The sequence below is a fragment of the Azonexus hydrophilus genome, from assembly GCF_038368255.1.
In the GTDB taxonomy this organism is placed as follows: domain Bacteria; phylum Pseudomonadota; class Gammaproteobacteria; order Burkholderiales; family Rhodocyclaceae; genus Azonexus; species Azonexus hydrophilus.
In genome coordinates this window covers 216,565-236,300 of sequence record NZ_CP151406.1, presented here as the reverse complement: position 1 = coordinate 236,300, position 19,736 = coordinate 216,565, and the positions used below count along the sequence as shown (strand labels likewise).

At 65.3% G+C, this 19,736-nt stretch carries 21 protein-coding genes; 2 read left to right on the top strand and 19 right to left on the bottom strand.

Going from position 1 to position 19,736, the window contains the following annotated elements; all coding sequences use genetic code 11:
- Positions 1 to 62 precede the first annotated feature (62 nt).
- Positions 63 to 1,238 (top strand): M20 aminoacylase family protein, encoded by a 1,176-nt coding sequence (locus AADV58_RS01115; RefSeq protein ID WP_341743838.1) that lies wholly within the window; start codon positions 63 to 65, stop codon positions 1,236 to 1,238.
- 3 nt (positions 1,239 to 1,241) lie between these two features.
- On the opposite strand, the gene AADV58_RS01110 is transcribed toward AADV58_RS01115, so the two are convergent.
- From AADV58_RS01110 to AADV58_RS01020, 19 genes are all read right to left on the bottom strand, one after another.
- Complete coding sequence (locus AADV58_RS01110) at positions 1,242 to 2,855, bottom strand: methyl-accepting chemotaxis protein (RefSeq protein ID WP_341743837.1); 1,614 nt, start codon at positions 2,853 to 2,855, stop codon at positions 1,242 to 1,244.
- Positions 2,856 to 2,911: 56 nt separating this feature from the next.
- Positions 2,912 to 3,826: an MBL fold metallo-hydrolase gene (locus tag AADV58_RS01105; protein WP_341743836.1), complete on the bottom strand. Its 915-nt coding sequence runs from the start codon at positions 3,824 to 3,826 to the stop codon at positions 2,912 to 2,914.
- Positions 3,823 to 4,005 (bottom strand): DUF1289 domain-containing protein, encoded by a 183-nt coding sequence (locus AADV58_RS01100; protein WP_341743835.1) that lies wholly within the window; start codon positions 4,003 to 4,005, stop codon positions 3,823 to 3,825. Before AADV58_RS01100 ends, AADV58_RS01105 begins: the two co-directional genes overlap by 4 nt.
- The gene (locus AADV58_RS01095; protein WP_424243824.1) at positions 4,002 to 4,193 is read right to left on the bottom strand and encodes a DUF1289 domain-containing protein; all 192 of its coding nucleotides are present in this window, start codon (positions 4,191 to 4,193) and stop codon (positions 4,002 to 4,004) included. Before AADV58_RS01095 ends, AADV58_RS01100 begins: the two co-directional genes overlap by 4 nt.
- A complete protein-coding gene (locus AADV58_RS01090; RefSeq protein ID WP_341743833.1) occupies positions 4,193 to 5,179 on the bottom strand; it encodes a hypothetical protein in 987 nt (328 codons plus the stop codon). Before AADV58_RS01090 ends, AADV58_RS01095 begins: the two co-directional genes overlap by 1 nt.
- Positions 5,176 to 6,081: a hydroxymethylglutaryl-CoA lyase gene (locus tag AADV58_RS01085; RefSeq protein WP_424243836.1), complete on the bottom strand. Its 906-nt coding sequence runs from the start codon at positions 6,079 to 6,081 to the stop codon at positions 5,176 to 5,178. Before AADV58_RS01085 ends, AADV58_RS01090 begins: the two co-directional genes overlap by 4 nt.
- A complete protein-coding gene (locus AADV58_RS01080; protein ID WP_341743832.1) occupies positions 6,078 to 8,078 on the bottom strand; it encodes an acetyl/propionyl/methylcrotonyl-CoA carboxylase subunit alpha in 2,001 nt (666 codons plus the stop codon). The genes AADV58_RS01085 and AADV58_RS01080 overlap by 4 nt, the downstream gene beginning before the upstream one ends.
- Positions 8,071 to 8,196: a hypothetical protein gene (locus tag AADV58_RS01075; protein ID WP_341743831.1), complete on the bottom strand. Its 126-nt coding sequence runs from the start codon at positions 8,194 to 8,196 to the stop codon at positions 8,071 to 8,073. The genes AADV58_RS01080 and AADV58_RS01075 overlap by 8 nt, the downstream gene beginning before the upstream one ends.
- A 3-nt stretch (positions 8,197 to 8,199) precedes the next feature.
- A complete protein-coding gene (locus AADV58_RS01070; RefSeq protein WP_341743830.1) occupies positions 8,200 to 8,985 on the bottom strand; it encodes an enoyl-CoA hydratase/isomerase family protein in 786 nt (261 codons plus the stop codon).
- Positions 8,986 to 8,994: 9 nt separating this feature from the next.
- Positions 8,995 to 10,602, bottom strand: coding sequence for a carboxyl transferase domain-containing protein (locus tag AADV58_RS01065; RefSeq protein ID WP_341743829.1), 1,608 nt, complete (start codon positions 10,600 to 10,602; stop codon positions 8,995 to 8,997).
- Between the two features lie 54 nt (positions 10,603 to 10,656).
- A complete protein-coding gene (locus AADV58_RS01060; RefSeq protein WP_341743828.1) occupies positions 10,657 to 11,256 on the bottom strand; it encodes a TIGR00730 family Rossman fold protein in 600 nt (199 codons plus the stop codon).
- Positions 11,257 to 11,275: 19 nt separating this feature from the next.
- The gene (locus AADV58_RS01055; RefSeq protein ID WP_341743827.1) at positions 11,276 to 11,896 is read right to left on the bottom strand and encodes a 2-hydroxychromene-2-carboxylate isomerase; all 621 of its coding nucleotides are present in this window, start codon (positions 11,894 to 11,896) and stop codon (positions 11,276 to 11,278) included.
- Positions 11,897 to 11,960: 64 nt separating this feature from the next.
- Positions 11,961 to 13,097: an acyl-CoA dehydrogenase gene (locus AADV58_RS01050; protein ID WP_281985567.1), complete on the bottom strand. Its 1,137-nt coding sequence runs from the start codon at positions 13,095 to 13,097 to the stop codon at positions 11,961 to 11,963.
- Entirely contained in the window at positions 13,094 to 14,008 is a 915-nt protein-coding gene (locus AADV58_RS01045; RefSeq protein WP_051295236.1) for a DMT family transporter, read from the bottom strand. Before AADV58_RS01045 ends, AADV58_RS01050 begins: the two co-directional genes overlap by 4 nt.
- Positions 14,009 to 15,199 carry an acetyl-CoA C-acyltransferase gene (locus tag AADV58_RS01040; protein WP_341743826.1) on the bottom strand — a complete coding sequence of 397 codons (1,191 nt, stop codon included), beginning with the start codon at positions 15,197 to 15,199 and terminating at the stop codon, positions 14,009 to 14,011.
- A 46-nt stretch (positions 15,200 to 15,245) separates the two neighbouring features.
- Positions 15,246 to 16,388 (bottom strand): carbonate dehydratase, encoded by a 1,143-nt coding sequence (gene can / locus AADV58_RS01035; protein WP_298396176.1) that lies wholly within the window; start codon positions 16,386 to 16,388, stop codon positions 15,246 to 15,248.
- Positions 16,389 to 16,498: 110 nt separating this feature from the next.
- Complete coding sequence (locus AADV58_RS01030; protein WP_028994023.1) at positions 16,499 to 17,671, bottom strand: isovaleryl-CoA dehydrogenase; 1,173 nt, start codon at positions 17,669 to 17,671, stop codon at positions 16,499 to 16,501.
- Positions 17,668 to 18,144 carry a PaaI family thioesterase gene (locus AADV58_RS01025; RefSeq protein WP_341743825.1) on the bottom strand — a complete coding sequence of 159 codons (477 nt, stop codon included), beginning with the start codon at positions 18,142 to 18,144 and terminating at the stop codon, positions 17,668 to 17,670. The genes AADV58_RS01030 and AADV58_RS01025 overlap by 4 nt, the downstream gene beginning before the upstream one ends.
- 53 nt (positions 18,145 to 18,197) lie before the next feature.
- Positions 18,198 to 18,587 (bottom strand): MerR family transcriptional regulator, encoded by a 390-nt coding sequence (locus AADV58_RS01020; protein WP_028994025.1) that lies wholly within the window; start codon positions 18,585 to 18,587, stop codon positions 18,198 to 18,200.
- A gap of 96 nt (positions 18,588 to 18,683) precedes the next feature.
- Here AADV58_RS01020 and AADV58_RS01015 point away from each other — a divergent pair, with 96 nt between their 5' ends.
- Positions 18,684 to 19,724: an MBL fold metallo-hydrolase gene (locus AADV58_RS01015; RefSeq protein ID WP_341743824.1), complete on the top strand. Its 1,041-nt coding sequence runs from the start codon at positions 18,684 to 18,686 to the stop codon at positions 19,722 to 19,724.
- Positions 19,725 to 19,736 lie beyond the last annotated feature (12 nt).

The following is a 19,736-nucleotide window of genomic DNA, read 5'->3' as shown; positions in this document are numbered from 1 at the left end:
AGCATAATCAACGGGGCGGCAGCCGGCAAGCCGCGGCATAATAGGAAAAAAAGGAGACCGGCATGACCCCCACCATCCCCCTTCCCAATTTGCCCTTTCTCGCCGAACTGACGGCCCTGCGCCGCGACATCCACGCGCACCCGGAACTGGCTTTCGACGAATACCGCACCGCCGACATCGTCGCCCGCGAACTCGAACGCTACGGCCTGGCGGTGCATCGTGGCCTGGCCCGTACCGGCGTGGTCGGCGTGCTCAAGGCCGGCAATTCGTCGCGGATGATCGGCCTGCGCGCCGACATGGACGCCTTGCCGCTGGCCGAGATGAACGAATTCCCGCATCACTCGAAGCACCCGGGAAAGATGCACGCCTGCGGCCACGACGGCCATACCGCGATGCTGCTCGGGGCGGCCCGTTACCTGGCGAGCCATCCCGATTTCGACGGCACGGTCGTTTTCATCTTCCAGCCGGCCGAGGAATCCGAGGGCGGCGCGGCGGTCATGATCGAGGACGGTCTGTTCGAGCAGTTTCCGGTCGAGGCGGTGTTCGGCCTGCACAACTGGCCGGGAATCCCGGTCGGCGAGATGATGGCGATGCCGGGGCCGGTGATGGCCGGAACCTGCGGATTCGAGATTCATGTGCGCGGTCACGGCTGCCACGCGGCGATGCCGCACCAGGGCATCGACGCCATCGTCACCGGTTCGCAACTGGTGCAGGCGCTTCAGACCGTGGTCAGCCGCACGCTGCATCCCTGCGACGCCGCCGTGGTCAGCGTCACCCAGTTCCATGCCGGTGAGGCCTGGAACATCATCCCGGAAGAAGTCGTGATGCGCGGCACCATCCGCACCTTCAAGCCCGACGTCCAGGAGGCTGTCGAGCGCGCCATCGAACGCCTGTGCAGCGGCATCGCCTCGGCCAACGGGGCGCAGATCAGTGTACGTTTCGACCATCGCTATCCGCCGACGGTCAACAGTCCGGCCGAGGCCCGCTTCTGTCAGCAGGTGGCGGCCGAGGTGTTCGGCGAGGACAAGGTCTTGCGCGACACCCTGCCGTCGATGGGCGCCGAGGACTTCGCCTACATGCTCAAGGAAAAACCGGGCTGCTACGTGTGGCTGGGCAACGGCCCGGGGACGGGCGGTTGCACCCTGCACAACCCGCACTACGACTTCAACGATGAACTGTTGAAACTGGGCGTCGCCTACTGGGCGCACCTGGTCCGGCGCGCCCTGCCGAAAAGCTGAAGCTTACAGTCGGAAGCGGGATATCGATTGGTTGAGTGCCCGCGATACGGCGTTCAGGCGGGCGGCGTTGTCGACGACATCGTTCAGTGCCTGATCGTTTTGTGCGATCAGGTTGCGTACCTGCTCGACGTGCGATTCGATCAGTCTTTCGTTTTCGTCCTCAATAGTGACTGCCTGGGCGATCCGGCGAACCACCGCATTGACTTCCTGCGAGCTGGCATTCATCCGGTCGAAGGCTTGGCGTGACTGGTTCGACAGCTCGACGCTCTCGCCGACCTGCAGCAGGCCGGATTCCATGCCCTGGACTGCGCGCTGGGTACCGGACTGAATGCTCTCGACCATGGCCGAGATCTCGGCCGTCGATTGCGCGGTCCGTTCCGCCAGCTTGCGCACTTCGTCGGCAACCACGGCAAAACCGCGGCCCTGTTCGCCAGCGCGAGCCGCTTCGATGGCGGCGTTGAGGGCGAGCAGGTTGGTCTGGCTGGCAATGTCGGAAATGACGCCGAGGATGGAACTGATCTTCGCCGACTGCGCACCCAGATCCTGGATATGGGCCGCCGTCGCCTTGACCGAGCCGGCCATGGCCTCGGTTTCGGCCGCCGCACGGCTGGCCAGCTCGGCACCGCTGCCGGAAGTCTCGCTGGACTCGCCGACGATGCGCTCGGCTTCGCCGACGGCCTGCATGACGCTGCCCAGCCCGGCGGCGAGCTGGTGCACGTTGTCGACCATGTCCTGCGCGTAGTTCAGTTGCTGCCGGCTGCCGTCGGCAACCTGCTGGGTGGCCTTGCCGACCTGGTCGGCACTGCGTTCGACGTCGCGCGCATGGTCGGCCAGGGTGCCGACCAGTTGCCGCAGTTGCGATTGCATGCGGGCCAGCGCGGCGAGCAGGCTGTTCTGCTGCGCGGCATCGACATGGATGGTCTGGCTGAGGTCGCCGGTGGCCACAGTGCTGGCGACTTCGCGGGCATAGGCCGGCTCGCCGCCGAGCTCGCGACGGACGTAGGCGAGCGTGGAAAAAACGCTGATGCCGCCGATCAGGATGGCGAGGCCAGTCAGTACCAGAGTGATGAGCTGGCGATTGTCGGCGGCGGCGGTGACCCGGCTGCGTTCTTCCTGGGTTTTCTGCTTGAGCACTTCAAGATCGTCGAGCAATGCCTGCTTGAGCTTGCGCCAGGCCGGGGTCTCCTTGGCGTTGATCAATTTCTTGGCTTCCTCGACATTGCCGGCCTTGAGCGCGGCCATGACCAGCTTCTGGGCTTCTGACTGTTCGGCGGCCAGGGTTTCCAGCGTGGCCAGCGAGGCGCTGAAGCCGTCTACCGCTTTGGCGCTGGCCAGCGCCGATTGGCGGGCAGCGGCGAAATCCTCGCGTGCCTTTTCGAGGTTCTTGTAGGCCCGAGGGTTTTCCGGGTCGAGCGTTATGTTGCGCAGCGCCTGCCCCATCTGCAGCCCCTGGGCGTACATTTCACTGTAGTCCTGGCGCAGTGCCCCGGTGCCGTCGAGAAACTCGCCAAAGCTGCTCGAGGTGGCACGCAGGCCACTGTAGGCGACGACGATGGCAGCGACGAAGGCGGCGATGATCAGGGCCATGCCCAGCATCAATCGGTTACGAAAGCTCATTGAAATCCCCCCTGTTCTATAAGGGTTTCATTGTAATCGGCTGCCGTTGCTTTTTGTCAGCGGCTGGCCAGCATGTTGTCGACGCGGCGGATGGCGCCGGCGTGCAGCAGTTCATGCTGCAGCCTCGCCGACAGTTCGTCATCGGCAATGGCCAGGTAACGCTGGTTCAGATCGATGACGATGGGCAGGCTGGCGACGAAGGCGGCAAAGTCCCTGGCCGGCATGGGCTGCCGTTCCATCAGGGCGAAGGTGGTGATCACCTTGATGGCATGCCAGGCGAGCTTGTCGATATTGGCGCTGAAATGGTCGAGTCGGCCGAAAGCGCGTTGCAGGGCGCCGGCTGCATCGGCAAACGGGGCGCCGTGGCCGGGGATGACGATGTCGACCGCCAGCCGCGACAGTTCTTCCAGGGTTGCCCGCGTGGCCGCCAGTCCGTCGGCGGTGCCGAGCAATTCCGGGAAGACCACGCCGAAGCCGTTTTCCCAGAGCGCATCGCCGGAAATCAGGATGCGCCGTTCGGGGTTGTAATAGGCCAGCGCATCCATGTCGTGCCCGGGAACGGCGATGGCCCGCCAGTTGAGGCCGCCGAGTTCGAGTTCGTCGCCGGCATGGATCAGCGCGTCGTGGCGAAAGACAGCAGCCTGCTGGCCGAGCGGCGACAGCAGCAGGGCGGCTTCGTCCCATTCGGCGATGGTCGCCTGCATGCCGGCCGGAACCACGATTTCGCAATCGAATGCCGTTTTCAGCGCGGCGTTGCCGCCGATATGGTCGGAATGCGAGTGGGTGTTCACCAGCCGCGTCAGTTGCCGTCCGTCCAGCGCCTGCCGGACCAGGGCCAGGGTTTGTTCGGCATGGGTGACGTAGCCGCTGTCGATCAGCGTGGCCTGGTCGTGATCGATGCACAGGACGTTGTTGGCCGACAGCCAGCCGCGTTCGAGAACGCGCAGGCTATCGGGAAGCCGGACCGTCACGCTGGTGTATCCGGATCGGTCGAGCTGCTCGGCTGGGTATCGATAACGAGCGGCTGGAGTTCGACCACGACGTCCGGAACACTTTCGGGCGGACGGCCACAGCCGAGGCAGTAGCCGGAATCCGGGTCGGTCATGCAGATGCCGACGCACTGGTAACGGGTTTCGTTTGCCTCGTTCATGGCTTTCCCGCAGCGGCGGACGCCTGCCGGCGTTCGGCGACCCGTTCGAGGACCGTCAGACGGGTCGTGTTGTCGAAAGCGGACCAGCCGGCGATTTCCTCCAGCGTGCGCTGGCAGCCGATGCACTGTCCGCTGAGCGGATCCATTCGGCAGACGTTGATGCAGGGGGAGGCGGGGGGCGTGCTCATTAGATGATGATGTAGCGCTGCTGGTTATTGCGGGATTTCTCGACGGCTGCCCTGGCTTCGTCGCGCGAGACGCGGACCAGGGTCGCCAGATGCTGACGCCGGTCGCGGCTGGAAAGTTCCGGGAAACTGATGGTTTGCGCATCGTCGTCGGCGTTGGCGTCGTGCACGACGCCCAGGCGGTCAATGCGGATGCTGACCGGGGTCAGGCTGAGCGCGCTTTCCGGGTGGCGCAGGAAATCGGCGAGCAATTCGACCAGGTTTTCCGGCATCAGTGCCTCGTCGTCCCGGCGCAACTGCATGTCCAGTTCGACCAGGTGCCGGGTGTGCTGCTCGTGTTCGGCCATCGGATGGCTGTGCTGCCAGGCCGCCAGTTGGGCGTGTTCTGCCGACAGATCGGCGCGCAGGCCCTGGCGCTCGCGGCGCAGGGTTTCGACGTGGGCGTTGAAGGTTTGCAGCAGGCTTTCCAGTGCCCGCGCCTGCAACCGTGAACGCGTCATGTCCAGGTCGCAGCAGGGTTCGATCAGGGTCTGGCCAGAGAAGAAGAGGACTTCCTGTGGCACGTCGGCGCGGATGATGTTGCCCTGCTGGGCCATGCCGAAATGCTTCTTCTGCTGGCGCCGGGCCGCCAGCATCGCGCAGAAGCAGTCGCTGCGCCAGCATTCCGGCTTTTCGAGAAAATCGCGGACCGCCTGGCTGCGCCCGAGCATGTCGTCGATGTCGTTGGCGGTGGCGAACAGCGCATGGACCAGCGCATCGCTGCCGAAAGCCTGGCGGTTGATCTGGATCGGACCGGGCAGTGCGGCGACCAGTCCCTGGCAGTAGCCCAGCGCGTGTTCGACGGCGCCCAGCAGATGTTTGTCCAACCGGGGCGCTGCGCGGACCAGCGGGTCCACCATCCCGATCACCCGGTCGAGCGCGGCCGCCACCGCGGGGTCGGGTGGTGCGGCCGGTTTCAGGAGATCGGTGATGGCGCTGAGAAAGCTCACTCGTCGGCAGTACACAAGGCCCGGCCGGCGCGGGCGCCGTTCGGTCGGTTGAGGGCGCGGGAAATCCAGTCGCCGGTAGCCGCCAGTTTAGCCAGATCGATGCCGGTTTCAATGCCTAATCCATTGAGGAGGTAGACCACATCCTCGGTGGCGACGTTGCCGGAGGCGCCTTTCGCGTAGGGACAGCCGCCGAGGCCGGCGACCGAGGCGTCGAAAACCGCCATGCCCTGCATCAGGGACGCGTAAATGTTGGCAATCGCCATGCCGTAGGTGTCGTGATAATGCCCGGCGAGCTTTTCGATCGGGACGACGCGGGCGCAGGCTTCGATCATCCGGGCAATCGAGCGGGGATTGCCGACGCCGATCGTGTCGCCGAGCGAGACCTCGTAGCAGCCCATGCCGTAGAGGATGCCGGCAATCTCGGCCGCCTTCTCTGGCGCCACCTCGCCTGAATACGGGCAGCCGACGACGCACGACACATAGCCGCGCACCGGGATTTCCAGCGCCGAGGCGGCGGAAACCACTGGCTCGAAGCGCTTCAGGCTCTCCGCAATCGAACAGTTGATGTTCTTCTGCGAGAAGGCTTCCGAGGCGGCGCCGAAAATCGCCACTTCATCGGCGCGCGCCGCGACGGCGCCGTCGAAACCCTGCAGGTTCGGCGTCAGCGCGGCGTAGGTCACACCCGGCCGGCGCTTGATGCCGGCCAGCACGACGGCGTTGTCGCCCATCTGCGGTACCCATTTGGGCGACACGAACGAGGTGGCCTCGATCACCGGTAGCCCGGCCTCGGCCAGGCGTTCGATCAGTTCGATCTTGATCTCGCTCGGGACAAGCTGTTTTTCGTTCTGCAGTCCGTCGCGCGGGCCGACTTCGACGATCTTGACCTTGCCAGGCAGCATCAGGCGTCTCCTTCGAACTCGACCAGCGCCGCGCCGTCGGCCACCTGTTCGCCGGCGGCGTAGCAGAAGGCCTTGAGGGTGCCGGCGGCGGGGGCGGTGATGGTGTGTTCCATCTTCATCGCTTCGAGGATCAGCAGCGGCGTGCCCTTTTCCACTTTCTGGCCGGGCTGGGCGAGCAGGGCGACGACCTTGCCGGGCATCGGCGCGGTCAGGCCGCCGCCGTGGCTGTCGCCGGCATCGACGCGGTGCAGCGGGTCGTCGCGCAGGAGTGAGTACGTGCTCCCTTGCAAAAACACCGTGCGCTTGTCGTCGACGGCGACGACGCTGGCGATCAGCCGGCGGTCGTCGAGTTCGACGGCAAAGCGGTCGCCTTCCAGCTTCCTGCCGCTGGCCACGGTCGTTTCGCCGCCGAGCGAGATTTCCCACCGCTCGCCGAGGTAACGGACGCGGGCTTCGACCAGCGTCTCGCCGTCCATGAAGCTGATCGTGCGTGCGGCCGACAGGTTCATGCGCCAGCCGTCGCGCGCGTGCCAGGGCGAGAACGGGTCGCCGCTGTGCTGCGCGGCCTGCTTGGCGGCGTGCTGTTCCCAGAGCAGTTCGCCGACCGTGGCGACCAGCAGCGCGTCGCGCGGCACCGGTTGGACGGCGGGGAAGAGGAAGTCCTTCTGCCGTTCGATCAGGCCGGTGTCCAGATCGGCCTTGGCGAAGGCCGGGCAGGCGACCAGGCGGGAGAGGAAGTCGATGTTGGTGGTCAGGCCGGCGACGCGGTAGTCGGCCAGCGCCTTCCGCATGCGCGCCAGGGCGCCGTCGCGGGTTTCGTCCCAGACGATCAGCTTGGCGATCATCGGATCGTAGAAGGGCGTGATTTCGTCGCCTTCCTCGACGCCGGTATCGACGCGTACATTGATCGACTCGGCCGGCGGCACCAGGCGCACCAGCTTGCCGGTGGCAGGCAGGAAGCCCTTGTTCGCGTCCTCGGCATAGATGCGCGCTTCCAGCGCGTGGCCGCGGATTTCCAGCTGTTCCTGACGGAGCGGCAGCGGCTGGCCGGCGGCGACGCGCAATTGCCATTCGACCAGGTCCTGGCCGGTGATCATTTCGGTGACCGGGTGCTCGACCTGCAGACGGGTGTTCATCTCCATGAAGAAGAAGCTGCCGTCCTGGTTGGCGATGAATTCAACCGTGCCGGCGCCGACGTAGCCGACGGCCTTGGCCGCGGCGACCGCCGCCTCGCCCATCTCGCGGCGGCGCGCCTCGGTCATGCCTGGCGCCGGGGCTTCTTCGAGCACCTTCTGGTGGCGGCGCTGCACCGAGCAGTCGCGTTCGAACAGATAGACGCAGTTGCCCAGCGTGTCGGCGAAGACCTGGATTTCGACGTGGCGCGGCTTGGTGATGTATTTCTCGATCAGCACATGGTCGTCGCCGAAGCTCGACAGCGCCTCGCGCTTGCACGACGCCAGCGCGTCGGGGAAGTCCTCGGATTTCTCGACCAGGCGCATGCCCTTGCCGCCGCCGCCGGCCGCCGCCTTGATCAGCACCGGGTAGCCGATCTTCTCGGCCTCGGCGTGCAGTAGCGTCGGCCGCTGGTCGTCGCCGTGGTAGCCCGGCGTCAGCGGCACCTTGGCCGTGCCCATCAGCTTCTTGGCTTCCGATTTCGAGCCCATGGCGCGGATCGCCGACGCCGGCGGGCCGATGAAGACCAGGCCGGCGGCGGTCAGCGCCTCGGCGAAGTCCTCATTCTCGGACAGGAAGCCGTAGCCCGGATGCACCGCCTGGGCGCCGGTGCGCTGGCAGGCCTCGATGATCTTGTCGGCGACCAGATAGGACTCGCGCGCCGCCGCCGGCCCGAGCAGCACGGCCTCGTCGGCCAGGCGCACGTGGCGGGCGTTGGCGTCAGCCTCGGAATAGACGGCGACGGTACGGATGCCCATGCGGCGGGCGGTTTTGATGACGCGGCAGGCGATTTCTCCGCGGTTGGCGATGAGTATCTTGTTAAACATGCGTGGTCTCCCGCGGAGAAATCGCCTGAGCGTGCTGCGCACGCAGGCAGTTTGACTTCGTCGCTGCGCCGCTGCGCGGCTGGTCACCGCGGTTGGCGATCAAAATCTTGGTGAACATCGCTTATTCCCCCATCCAGTTGGGCTGACGTTTATCCAAAAAGGCGGAAATACCCTCGCGCGCCTCCGGCGTCGCCCGCAGATGGGCGATGCGGTGGGCGGTTTCCTCGACCAGGGTGTGGTTGACCGGTTGGTGATCGACGGCGCGGATCAGGTCCTTGGCGGCGGCCTGCGCGTTGGGGCCGCCGGCGAGCAGTGCGGCGACGATCTCGGCGACCTTGGCGTCGAGCGTTTCCGGCTCGGCGACTTCATGCACCAGCCCGATCTCGCGGGCGCGGGCGGCGTCGATGCGCTCGGCGGTCTGGAAGTAGCGCGTCGCCTGGCGGGCGCCGATGGCACGCAGCAAGTAGGGCGAAATCGCCGAGGGAATGATGCCGAACTTGACCTCGGAGGTGGCGAACACAGCCTTGGTCGAGGCGACGGCGATGTCGCAGGCCGAGGCCAGGCCCATGCCGCCGCCGAGCGCGGCGCCTTGCACGCGGGCGATGGTCGGCTTCTTCATCTCGGCCAGGGTGCGCAGCATGCCGGCCAAGGCGCGGGCGTCGTTGAGGTTCTCATCGATGCCGTTGTTGGCGGCACGGCGCATCCAGTTGAGGTCGGCACCGGCCGAGAAACTCTTGCCGCGCCCGCCGAGGACGACGACGCGCACATCGGCATCCCCGTCGAGGGCGATGCAGGCGGCGGTCAGTTCGGCGATCAGGGTTTCGTCGAAGGCGTTATGCAGGTCGGGCCGGTTCATCCAGATCGTGGCGACCGGGCCGGCGAGTTCGATTTCCAGGGAAGTAAACATGGTGGCTCCTTACATCCGGAAAATGCCGAACTTCGTTTCCTGCGCCGGCGCATTCATCGCCGCCGACAGTCCCAGGCCGAGCACGCGCCGTGTATCGGCCGGATCGATGATGCCGTCGTCCCACAGCCGCGCCGACGCGTAGTAGGGGTGTCCCTGCGTCTCGTACTGCTCGCGGATCGGCGCCTTGAAGGCTTCTTCCTCTGCTGGCGACCAGTTGCCGCCCTTGGCTTCGATGCCGTCGCGCTTGACCGTGGCCAGCACGCCGGCGGCCTGTTCGCCGCCCATCACCGAGATGCGCGCGTTCGGCCACATCCACAGGAAACGCGGGCTGTAGGCGCGACCGCACATGCCGTAGTTGCCGGCGCCGAACGAGCCGCCGATGACGACGGTGAATTTCGGCACCTTGGCGGTGGCGACGGCGGTCACCATCTTGGCGCCGTCGCGGGCGATGCCGCCGTTCTCGTATTTGCGGCCGACCATGAAGCCGGTGATGTTCTGCAGGAAGACGAGCGGGATGCCGCGCTGGGCGCAGAGTTCGATGAAATGCGCGCCCTTGAGCGCCGATTCGCTGAACAGGATGCCGTTGTTGGCGACGATGCCGACCGGATAGCCGAAGATGCGGGCGAAGCCGCAGACCAGCGTCGTGCCGTAGCGCGCCTTGAACTCGTCGAAGTCGGAGCCATCGACGATGCGGGCGATGATCTCGCGCACGTCGAAAGGCTTTTTGGTGTCGGTCGGAATGACGCCGTAGAGCTCTTCCGGGCTGAACAGCGGGGAGCTCGGGGTGGTCAGGGTGACCGGCGGCGTCTTTTTCCAGTTCAGGTCGCGGACGATGCGCCGGGCGATGGCCAGCGCGTGCGCGTCGTTCTCGGCCAGGTGGTCGGCGACGCCGGAGATGCGCGTATGCACGTCGGCCCCGCCAAGGTCTTCGGCGGTGACGACCTCGCCGGTCGCTGCCTTGACCAACGGCGGACCGCCGAGAAAGATGGTGCCCTGATCACGGACGATGATCGACTCGTCGCACATCGCCGGCACGTAGGCGCCGCCGGCGGTGCATGAACCCATGACCGCGGCGATCTGCGGGATGCCGGCCGCCGACAGGTTGGCCTGGTTGAAGAAGATGCGCCCGAAGTGTTCCTTGTCCGGGAAGACCTCGTCCTGCATGGGCAGGAAGGCGCCGCCGGAGTCCACGAGATAGATGCACGGCAGGCGGTTTTCCAGCGCGATTTCCTGGGCGCGCAGGTGCTTCTTGACGGTCAGCGGGTAATAGGTGCCGCCCTTCACGGTCGCGTCGTTGGCGACGATCATGCATTCGACGCCCTCGACGCGGCCGATGCCGGCGATCACCGAGGCCGCCGGCACGTCGCCGCCGTACATGCCGTAGGCCGCAAACTGGCCGATCTCGAGGAAGGGCGTGCCGGGATCGAGCAGGGCGCTGACCCGCTCGCGCGGCAGCAGCTTGCCGCGTGCCAGGTGCTTCTGGCGGGCCGCTTCCGGGCCGCCGAGAGCGATCTTCTCGACCTTTTCATGCAGGTCGTCAACGACCGCCTGCATGGCCGCCGCGTTGGCCTGGAAATCGGCCGAACGCGGGTTCAATTGGGATTTCAGGATGGTCATGTCTCCTCGCTTCTTTTGTCTGTGCGTTACCTGAAAACGGAAAAATGGAAGGCCCTACAACTGCCTTTCCTCCTTGAGCCATTTGCTGACCGGTTCAGGCCGGTAATCGGCCATCGTCGCCAGCAGTCTTTCGATATCGGTGTCGGCCAGCGCCATCGCCCGGTTCTGCGGGCGCAGGAAGCCGTCGCTGACGGCGCGGTCGAACATCGCCAGCAGCGGGTCGTAAAAACCATTCACGTTGAGCAGGCCCATCGGTTTCACGTGGAACCCGAGCTGCCCCCAGGTGAGGATTTCGCAAAATTCCTCGAAGGTGCCGAAGCCGCCGGGCAGGGCGATGAAACCGTCGGACAGCTCGGCCATGCGCGCTTTACGGGTGTGCATGGAATCGACGACTTCGAGCCGGGTCAGCGCCCGGTGATCGACGGCACGACCGGCGACTTCCTTGCCCACCAGCGCTTCCGGAATGATGCCGATGACCGTGCCGCCGGCTTCCAGGCAGGCATCGGCGACGGCGCCCATGAGGCCGATGTTGCCAGCGCCATAGACCAGTTCGATGCCACGCGCGGCGAGCAGCCGCCCGAGCTTTTCGGCTTCGGCGCGGTAGATAGCTTGGCTGCCGGCGTTCGAGCCGCAGAAGACGCAGATTCTTTTCATGATTCTCGTGTGAACTACTTTAAAAACCGCCGCTTTCCAGCCAGTGTTCGATCTGCGGCAGGCGGTCGGCGCCGAAGAAGTGTTCGCCGTCGATGATCACGTGCGGCGAACCGAAGACGCCGGTGGCCAGCGCCTGCTCGCATTCGTCCTTGAGCCGGGCCTTGATTTCCGGGCTTTGCAGCGCGGCAGCAAGGGTTTCACGGTCGACGCCCAGTTTTCCGGCAATATCGAGCACGGTGTCGGGCGACGAGATGTCGAGGTCGTCGACGAAAAAGCCGCGATAGACGGCATGGGCGAACTGGCGGGCCAGTGCGCAATCCTGGCCGTGCAGCCAGTAGTAGGCGCGGGCGGCGTTCTGCGTCGGTAGCGGGAAGCGGCTCGGCGGATTGTAGGGAATGCCCATGTGGCGGGCGGAGCGATGGAAATCGCGATAGACGTATCTGGCCCTGGCGCTGCTGCCGTCGGCAGGCGGCCGCGAGCCGGTGGCCTGGAAAATGACGCCGAGCAGGATCGGGTGCCAGCGCACCTTGCGACCGAAGCGGGCGGCGACTTCGTCGATCTTCTCGGCCATCAGGTAGCCGTAGGGGCTGGAGAAATCGAACCAGAAATCGATCGGGGCCTTGTCTGCAGTTTCATTCATGTTTGTCTCCTCGGGGTTGGGGCGGTCGCCGGAATTCTGGGTCCGGTCGACCGCAGGTTTGCGCTTACTCGGCAGCGATCGAACGGCCGATCACCAGCCGCTGGATATCGTTGGCGCCTTCGTAGATCTGGCAGATGCGCACGTCGCGGTAGATGCGTTCGACCGGGAAGTCGCTGGTGTAGCCGACGCCGCCGTGGATCTGGATGGCGTCGGAGGCGATCTTCTCGGCGGCTTCGGAAGCGAACATCTTGGCCATCGACGCTTCCTTCAGGCAGGGCTTGCCGGCGTCCTTCAACTGGGCGGCACGCCAGACCATCAGGCGGGCGGCGTCGAGCAGGGTGTTCATGTCGGCCAGCTTGAAGTTGACCGCCTGGTGCTCGATGATCGGCTGGCCGAAGGTGACGCGTTCCTTGGCGTAACGGACGGCTGCTTCAAACGCGGCGCGGGCCATGCCGATGCTCTGGGCGGCGATGCCGATGCGGCCGGCTTCGAGGTTGGAGAGGGCGATCTTGTAGCCTTCGCCTTCCTTGCCGAGCAATGCGGAAGCCGGCACGCGGCAGTTTTCCAGGATGATCTGCACGGTGTCGGACGCGTGCTGGCCCATCTTGTCTTCGGTGCGGCCAACGATGAAACCCGGGGTATTGCATGGGATCAGGAAGCAGGAAATGCCCTTCTTGCCGGCGGCCTTGTCGGTCACCGCGAAGACGATGGCCATGTGGGCGTGCTTGCCGGTGGTGATGAACTGCTTGACGCCGTTCAACACGAAATGGTCGCCATCCTTGTCGGCGCGCGTGGTGATGGCGGCGGCGTCCGATCCGGTGTGCGGTTCGGTCAGGCAGAAGCAGCCGAGTTTTTCGCCGCGGGCGAGCGGCTTCAGCCATTCTTCCTTCTGCGCGTCGGTGCCGTACTTCTGAGTGATGCCGCAGGCCAGCGAGTTCTGCACCGAAACGATGGTCGAAGTGGCACCGTCGCCGGCGGCGATTTCTTCCAGCGTCAGCACCAGGCTCATGTAGTCCATGCCGGCGCCGTCCCATTCCTCGGGCACGCACATGCCCATGGCGCCGAGCTCGCCGAGTTCCTTCAGGGCGTCGGCCGGGAAGGTGTGGTTGCGGTCCCATTCGGCGGCGAAGGGGGCGAGGCGCTCCTGCGCGAAGGCGCGCATGGTGTCGCGGATCATTTCCTGTTCTTGCGTCAGAATCATGCTGTTTTCTCCAGAGTTGTTTTTTGTAGGGTGGTCAGCCAGACGCCGGCAATCACCAGCAGGCCGCCGAAAAGCACCGGCAGGCCGAGGCGCTCGTCGAGCAGGACGGCGGCCTGCAGCACGGCAAAGACCGGTACCAGGTTAATGAAGACCGAGGCGTGGCCGGCGCCGAGTTGCTGCACGGCGGCGGTGAACCAGGTGTAGGCGATGGCGGTGCCGAAGACGGCGAGGAAGAACATGCCGGTCCACACCCGCCACGACCAGGCGGCCGGATCGATGTCGCCCTGCACCAGCGCTGCCAGCCCGAGCAGGATGGCGCCGGTCAGGCAGGCGTAGAGCGTGGTCGCCAGCGCCGAGAAGCGGCCGGTGGCGCGCCAGCCGATGAAGGTGTAGGCGGTCCAGCTCAACACGCAGCCGATGATCAGCCATTCGCCGATGCCGACCTCGCCCTGCAGCAGGGCCAGCGGATCGCCGTTGCCGATCACCGTCAGGCAGCCGGCCAGCGCGATGATGCTGCCGACCGCTTTGCGGGGGTTCATGCCTTCCTTGCCGGTCAGCCAGGCGAGCAGCACGATGACCACCGGATTGAGTGCGACGACCAGCGCGCCGCGCCCGGCCGGGATGTGCTGCAGCCCGAAAAAGAAGCACAGGCCGTAAAGGAAGATGCCGAAAAAGCCCAGCGCCCAGACCAGCGCCCATTCCTGCCGACCCTGGGGCAGCGGGATGCCGCCACCGGAAATCAGCATGACGCTGCCGACCACCAGGCCGGCAATGACGAAGCGCAGCGAGGCGACGGCGAGCGGGGCACTGAGTTCCTGGGCGATGACCCGCCCGGCAATCCAGGTGCCGCCCCACATCGCCATTGCTGCCACCAGCTTGGCGTAGGTCAGGGTCCGGGCCTGTTGCGGCACTTAGAGCATTTCCACCGCGAGGGCCGTGGCTTCGCCACCGCCGATGCACAGCGAGGCGACGCCGCGCTTCTTGCCGGTCTTCTTCAGCGCGCCGAGCAGGGTGACGACGATGCGGGCGCCGGAAGCGCCGATCGGGTGGCCGAGCGCGCAGGCGCCGCCATGCACGTTGACCTTGGCCGGATCGAGCTTGAGGTCGTGCAGCGCGGCCATGGCGACGACGGCGAAGGCTTCGTTGACTTCGAACAGATCGACCGATTCTGCGGTCCACCCGGTCTTGGCGAACAGTTTCTGCATGGCGCCGACCGGGGCCGACGGGAACAGTGCCGGCACCCCGGCATGGGTGGTGTGGGCGACGATGCGGGCAACCGGCGCCAGACCCAGCTTGGCGGCCTGCGATTCGCGCATCAGCACCATGGCGGCGGCGCCGTCGGAAATCGACGAAGAGTTGGCGGCGGTGACCGTGCCGTCCTTCTTGAACGCCGGCTTCAGGGTCGGGATCTTGTCCACGTTGACCGCGAACGGGCCTTCGTCCTTGTCGATGACGACATCGCCTTTACGGCCGGCGACGGTGACCGGGGTGATTTCCCAGTCGAAGGAACCGTTGTTGCTGGCTTCGATGGCGCGGGTCGTCGATTGCACGGCGTAGGCATCCTGCGCTTCGCGGGTGAAGCCATAAGTGGCCGCACACTCTTCGGCAAACGTCCCCATCAGGCGGCCGCGGGTCTCCTTGCCGTAGGCATCCTCAAGGCCGTCGAGGAACATGTGGTCCAGCAACTGGCCGTGGCCGAGGCGGTAGCCGCCGCGTGCCTTGGGCAGCAGGTAGGGGGCGTTGGTCATCGACTCCATGCCGCCGACCACGGCGGCGCCGTAGGAGCCGGCGAGGATGCCGTCGTGACCCAGCATGGTGGCCTTCATTGCCGAACCGCAGACCTTGTGGATGGTGGCGCAGCCGGCCGACAGCGGCAGGCCGGCCTGCAGTGCGGCTTGACGGGCCGGCGCCTGGCCCTGGCCGGCCTGGAGGACGCAGCCCATCAGGACTTCTTCGATCAGGTTGGCGTCGATGCCGGCGCGGGCGACGGCGGCCTTGATGGCTTCGGCGCCGAGATTGGCGGCGGTCAGGCCGGCGAAGCCGCCCTGGAAGCTGCCCATGGCGGTACGGGCGGCGGAAACGATGACGATCGGGTCTTGCATGCTGTTTTCTCCTTGCGGTTTGTTATGGGAATGGGGTTAAGGGGGCTCAGGCGTCGAGTGCCAGCAACGCCGCCTCGTAGCGGGTCGGCAGGTCGGTCGGGGTGTCGATGGTGATGCCGAGGTCGTGCATGTGACCGTCCTTGAGGCCGTAGATCCAGCCGTGCACGGTCAGTTTCTGGCCGCGCTGCCAGGCGTCCTGGACGACCGGGTTGTGGCAGACGTTGACCACCTGTTCGAGGACGTTGAGTTCGCACAGACGGTCGTGGCGCTTTTCCGGCGGCAGCGAATCGACGGCGGCGAGGTGCTTGTTGTGCACATCGTGCACATGGCGCAGCCACAGGTCGACGACGCCGACGCGGGCGCGGTTCAAGGCGGCAAGCACGCCGCCGCAGCCGTAGTGGCCGACGACCATGATGTGTTTGACCTTGAGCACGTCGACCGCGTACTGGATCACCGACAGGCAGTTGAGGTCGGTGTGCACGACGACGTTGGCAACGTTGCGATGGACGAAGACCTCGCCCGGCAGCAGGCCGACGATCTGGTTGGCCGGCACGCGCGAGTCGGAACAGCCGATCCAGAGGAATTCCGGGTTCTGCAACTGCGCCAGCTTGTCGAAGTAGGTCGGGTCGATCTCGCGCATCTGGCGCGCCCAGGCGCGGTTGTAGTCGAACAGGTGGCAGAGGTTCTCGTTGCAGTTTTCCTCTTCCGACCAGTTGTCGAGGTCGAGGGCGAGAAAGATGGTGTTCTCGACCGGCGTCGGGTAATAGGCCGGCACTTCGTTGAAGCCGAGTTCGCGGTAGAGCTTCACCGCCATGCGCATGTTCGGCAGGGTGTCGAGCAGCAGGCGCTTGTAGCCGATTTCCTTGGCCGCCTTGATTGCTGCCAGCGCCAGCGCCCGGCCGACGCCGAGGCCGCGTCGCTCGGGATCGACGTAAAGGCGCTTCATTTCGCAGACGCCTTCGGAGAACGGACGCACCCCGACGCAGCCGGCCGGTCGGCCGTCGACTTCGGCGAAGAACAGCCGGCCTGCCGGCGCCGCGTAGGCGCCGGGCAGCGAGGCCATTTCCTGGTCGAAGTTCTGGAAACAGAGGTCGACGCCCAGCCAGGCCGCGTAATTGCGGAAATACTGGCGGACCTGTTCGATGGCCTCGGTGTCGGCGGCGGAAAGCGTGCGCAGGGTGATCTTCATGCTGTGTGGCTCCTGGTAGGCGAAGGCGGGATACCGCTTCGCATTTTTTACGTTGTCCCCGGGGTGGCCGGGGACAATCGCGCATTCTACCTGTGCCGGTAATTATGAATTCAGCGTGTCTCCGCCATCAGTTCGCGACCGATCAGCATGCGGCGGATTTCCGAGGTGCCGGCACCGATCTCGTAGAGTTTAGCGTCGCGCCACAGGCGGCCGGTCGGGTACTCGTTGGTGTAGCCGACACCGCCCAGGGTCTGGATTGCCTCGCCGGCCATCCAGGTCGCCTTTTCGGCGGAGTAGAGGATGGCGCCAGCGGCGTCCTTGCGCAGCGTGCGCGAGTGATCGCTGCTGTCGCAGGCGCGGCCGACGGCATAGACGTAGGCGCGGGTGGCCTGCCAGGTCGAGTACAGGTCGGCAACCTTGCCCTGCATCAGCTGGAAGTCGCCGATCGGCTGGCCGAACTGCTTGCGTTCGTGCAGGTAGGGCACGACCACGTCCATGCAGGCGGCCATGATGCCGAGCGGGCCGCCGCAAAGCACGGCGCGCTCGTAGTCGAGGCCGGACATCAATACCTTGGTGCCGTTGCCGACGCCGCCGAGCACGTTTTCTTCCGGCACTTCGCAGTCATCGAAGAACAGCGGGAAGGTGTTGGAACCGCGCATGCCCAGCTTGTCGAGGTGGGTGCCGTGGCTGAAGCCCTTCATGCCCTTCTCGACGATGAAGGCGGTCATGCCCTTGGCGCCGGCCGCCGGATCGGTCTTCGCGTAGACCACCAGGGTATCGGCGTCGCCGCCGTTGGTGATCCACATCTTGGCGCCGTTGAGCACGTAGCGGTCGCCCTTCTTCTCGGCGCGCAGTTTCATCGAGACGACGTCGGAACCGGCATTCGGCTCGGACATCGCCAGCGCGCCGACGTGTTCGCCGGAAATCAGCTTGGGCAGGTATTTCTGCTTCTGCGCTTCGCTGCCGTTGCGGCGGATCTGGTTGACGCAGAGGTTCGAGTGGGCGCCGTAGGACAGGCCGACCGAGGCCGAGGCGCGCGAGATTTCCTCGAGCGCGACGATGTGCGCCAGGTAGCCCATGTTGGTGCCGCCGTACTCCTCGCCGGCAGTCATGCCGAGCAGGCCCATGTCGCCGAATTTCCGCCACAGGTCGGCGGGGAATTCGTTGACCCGGTCGATCTCGGCGGCGCGCGGCGCGATCTCGGCGTCGGCAAACGCCTTGACGGCGTCGCGCAGCAGGTTGATGTCTTCGCCGAGGGCGAAGTCGAGGCTGGGAATGTTCATGGGTTTGTCTCCGGTTTGTTGTTGGTTGTCTTGCTGTCCGCTTTTCCGTGCATCGCCATGATCGTCTGCTGCATCAGCGCACACAGGGTTTCTTTACCGTCCTTGACGGCGAAGACTTCGGCCTGGGTAACGATCAGCGTGCGGCCGGCACGGACGACCTGGCCGCGGGCGATCAGTTTTTCACCGTCGGCCGGGGCGAGCAGGTTCATCTTGTATTCGACGGTCAGCACCGAGGCGCTGGCCGGTACCGTGGTCATCGCCGCGTAGCCGGCGGCCGAATCGGCAATCATGCCGACGACACCGCCGTGCACGTAGCCGTGCTGCTGTTCGATCCCGTCCCAGTGCGGCACGTGGATTTCCGTGATGCCGTATTCGATCCGCGGCAGCGCCGCGCGGATCAGCGCCATCGCGCTCTGGCGCTGGAAACTGGCGAGGACGCGGGCAGCGAAATCGGGATCGGTGGGCTTGTGCATGGCAGTCGATTTATCTTACGTTGACGTTAACGTAAACCAATCGGCAAAAAAAATCACGCGTTTTTCCTGCGCGTCAGTTCCTTTTCACACTGCTGCTCGAACTGGCCGATTTCGGCGAGCATCGCTTCGATGTCCTCGCGCTGCTGTTCCAGGGCTTCCCGCCGCTTGGACATGACGCGCAGGCATTCCATCAGTTGCGGCGTCTCGTCCTCGGTCGAGTTGTACATGCCGATCAGGTCCTTGATCTCGGCCAGGCTTAGGCCCAGGCGCTTGCCGCGCAGGGCCATTTTCAGGCGGGCGCGGTCGCGGCGGGTGAAAATGCGTTTCTGGCCCTCGCGCTGCGGGGCGAGGATGCCCTGGTCTTCCCAGAAGCGGATGGTGCGCGGGGTGATGGCGAATTCCCGGGCAAGGTCGGAAATGCTGAAAGTGGCCGGCTGGCTCATGATGTCTCCAAGATTGCCGCGAAGTTAAGCAGATGACGGGGCTTTTTTCAATCCGCTACCGTATGGTAACTTGTACAAAAAACGAAACGGAACAGCATGTCCCTCGATTATCCCTTCACAGAGATTCCCGCCGCCGGGGAAGTGCGCGAAGTCGCGCCCGGCATTTTCTGGCTGCGCATGCCGCTCCCGTTTCAGCTCGATCACATCAACCTGTGGCTGATGCGCGACGGCGCCGGCTGGACCATCGTCGATACCGGTTTCCCCGACGATGCCGTGCGCGAAACCTGGCGCGCCATCCTCGACCGACTCGACGGGCCGGTGACACGCCTGATCGTCACCCACTTCCATCCCGATCACCTCGGGCTGGCGACCTGGCTGCTGGCCGAGACCGGTGCCGAGCTGTGGATGACCTCCGGCGAGTTTCTGACCGCCCATGTCGTGTGGAATGAAGTTGCTGGCCACGGCGCGCGTTTCATGGTCGAACAGTTCCGTCAGCACGGCCTCGATGGCGAGCATCTGGCCCGTTTCGAGAAGCGTGGATCGGGCTATCGCAAGGCGGTGCCCGGCTTGCCGGAACACTATCGGCGGATCAAGGCCGGCGATGCGATCCGGATTGGCTGTCACACCTGGCAAACAATCATCGGTTATGGTCATGCGCCGGAGCATCTGGCGCTTTACTGTGCTGAACTTGGCGTGTTAATTTCCGGAGACATGTTGTTGCCAAGAATTTCCACCAACATCAGCGTTTTTGCGGCAACGCCGGACGCCGACGCCCTGCGTTGGTATCTGGCGTCGCTGGACCGGATGGCTGAGGAAGTTCTGCCGCAAACCCTGGTTTTACCATCACACGGTCTGCCCTTCACCGGGGTGCAGGCACGGGTGGGTGCATTGCATGCGCACCACGAAGAACGATTGCATGCGCTTGAGAACAGCTGTGAACACGCGCCGCAGAGCGCAGCCGGGTTGCTCGACGTGTTGTTTGGTCGGGTGCTCGATACACACCAAACGATGTTCGCGATGGGCGAAGCAATTGCCCACCTGAACTATCTGGAACAAGCCGGTCGGCTGTCACGCAGCATCGACGCCGACGGGGTGATTCGCTATTCGCGGTTGCAGCACCAACCCGCCGCGCACTGACAGAGGGAGTTT

What these genes read in the sequence shown, in the direction of transcription:
- AADV58_RS01095 (WP_424243824.1), bottom strand. Translation starts at nt 4,193, where the DNA reads ATGAGCACGCCCCCCGCCTCCCCCTGCATCAACGTCTGCCGAATGGAT.
- AADV58_RS01110 (WP_341743837.1), bottom strand. Translation starts at nt 2,855, where the DNA reads ATGAGCTTTCGTAACCGATTGATGCTGGGCATGGCCCTGATCATCGCC.
- AADV58_RS01030 (WP_028994023.1), bottom strand. Translation starts at nt 17,671, where the DNA reads ATGAACATTCCCAGCCTCGACTTCGCCCTCGGCGAAGACATCAACCTG.
- AADV58_RS01070 (WP_341743830.1), bottom strand. Translation starts at nt 8,985, where the DNA reads ATGTTTACTTCCCTGGAAATCGAACTCGCCGGCCCGGTCGCCACGATC.
- AADV58_RS01020 (WP_028994025.1), bottom strand. Translation starts at nt 18,587, where the DNA reads ATGAGCCAGCCGGCCACTTTCAGCATTTCCGACCTTGCCCGGGAATTC.
- AADV58_RS01055 (WP_341743827.1), bottom strand. Translation starts at nt 11,896, where the DNA reads ATGAATGAAACTGCAGACAAGGCCCCGATCGATTTCTGGTTCGATTTC.
- AADV58_RS01060 (WP_341743828.1), bottom strand. Translation starts at nt 11,256, where the DNA reads ATGAAAAGAATCTGCGTCTTCTGCGGCTCGAACGCCGGCAGCCAAGCT.
- AADV58_RS01115 (WP_341743838.1), top strand. Translation starts at nt 63, where the DNA reads ATGACCCCCACCATCCCCCTTCCCAATTTGCCCTTTCTCGCCGAACTG.
- AADV58_RS01075 (WP_341743831.1), bottom strand. Translation starts at nt 8,196, where the DNA reads ATGTTCACCAAGATTTTGATCGCCAACCGCGGTGACCAGCCGCGCAGC.
- AADV58_RS01040 (WP_341743826.1), bottom strand. Translation starts at nt 15,199, where the DNA reads ATGCAAGACCCGATCGTCATCGTTTCCGCCGCCCGTACCGCCATGGGC.
- AADV58_RS01025 (WP_341743825.1), bottom strand. Translation starts at nt 18,144, where the DNA reads ATGCACAAGCCCACCGATCCCGATTTCGCTGCCCGCGTCCTCGCCAGT.
- AADV58_RS01015 (WP_341743824.1), top strand. Translation starts at nt 18,684, where the DNA reads ATGTCCCTCGATTATCCCTTCACAGAGATTCCCGCCGCCGGGGAAGTG.
- AADV58_RS01100 (WP_341743835.1), bottom strand. Translation starts at nt 4,005, where the DNA reads ATGAACGAGGCAAACGAAACCCGTTACCAGTGCGTCGGCATCTGCATG.
- AADV58_RS01065 (WP_341743829.1), bottom strand. Translation starts at nt 10,602, where the DNA reads ATGACCATCCTGAAATCCCAATTGAACCCGCGTTCGGCCGATTTCCAG.
- can (WP_298396176.1), bottom strand. Translation starts at nt 16,388, where the DNA reads ATGAAGATCACCCTGCGCACGCTTTCCGCCGCCGACACCGAGGCCATC.
- AADV58_RS01050 (WP_281985567.1), bottom strand. Translation starts at nt 13,097, where the DNA reads ATGATTCTGACGCAAGAACAGGAAATGATCCGCGACACCATGCGCGCC.
- AADV58_RS01080 (WP_341743832.1), bottom strand. Translation starts at nt 8,078, where the DNA reads ATGTTTAACAAGATACTCATCGCCAACCGCGGAGAAATCGCCTGCCGC.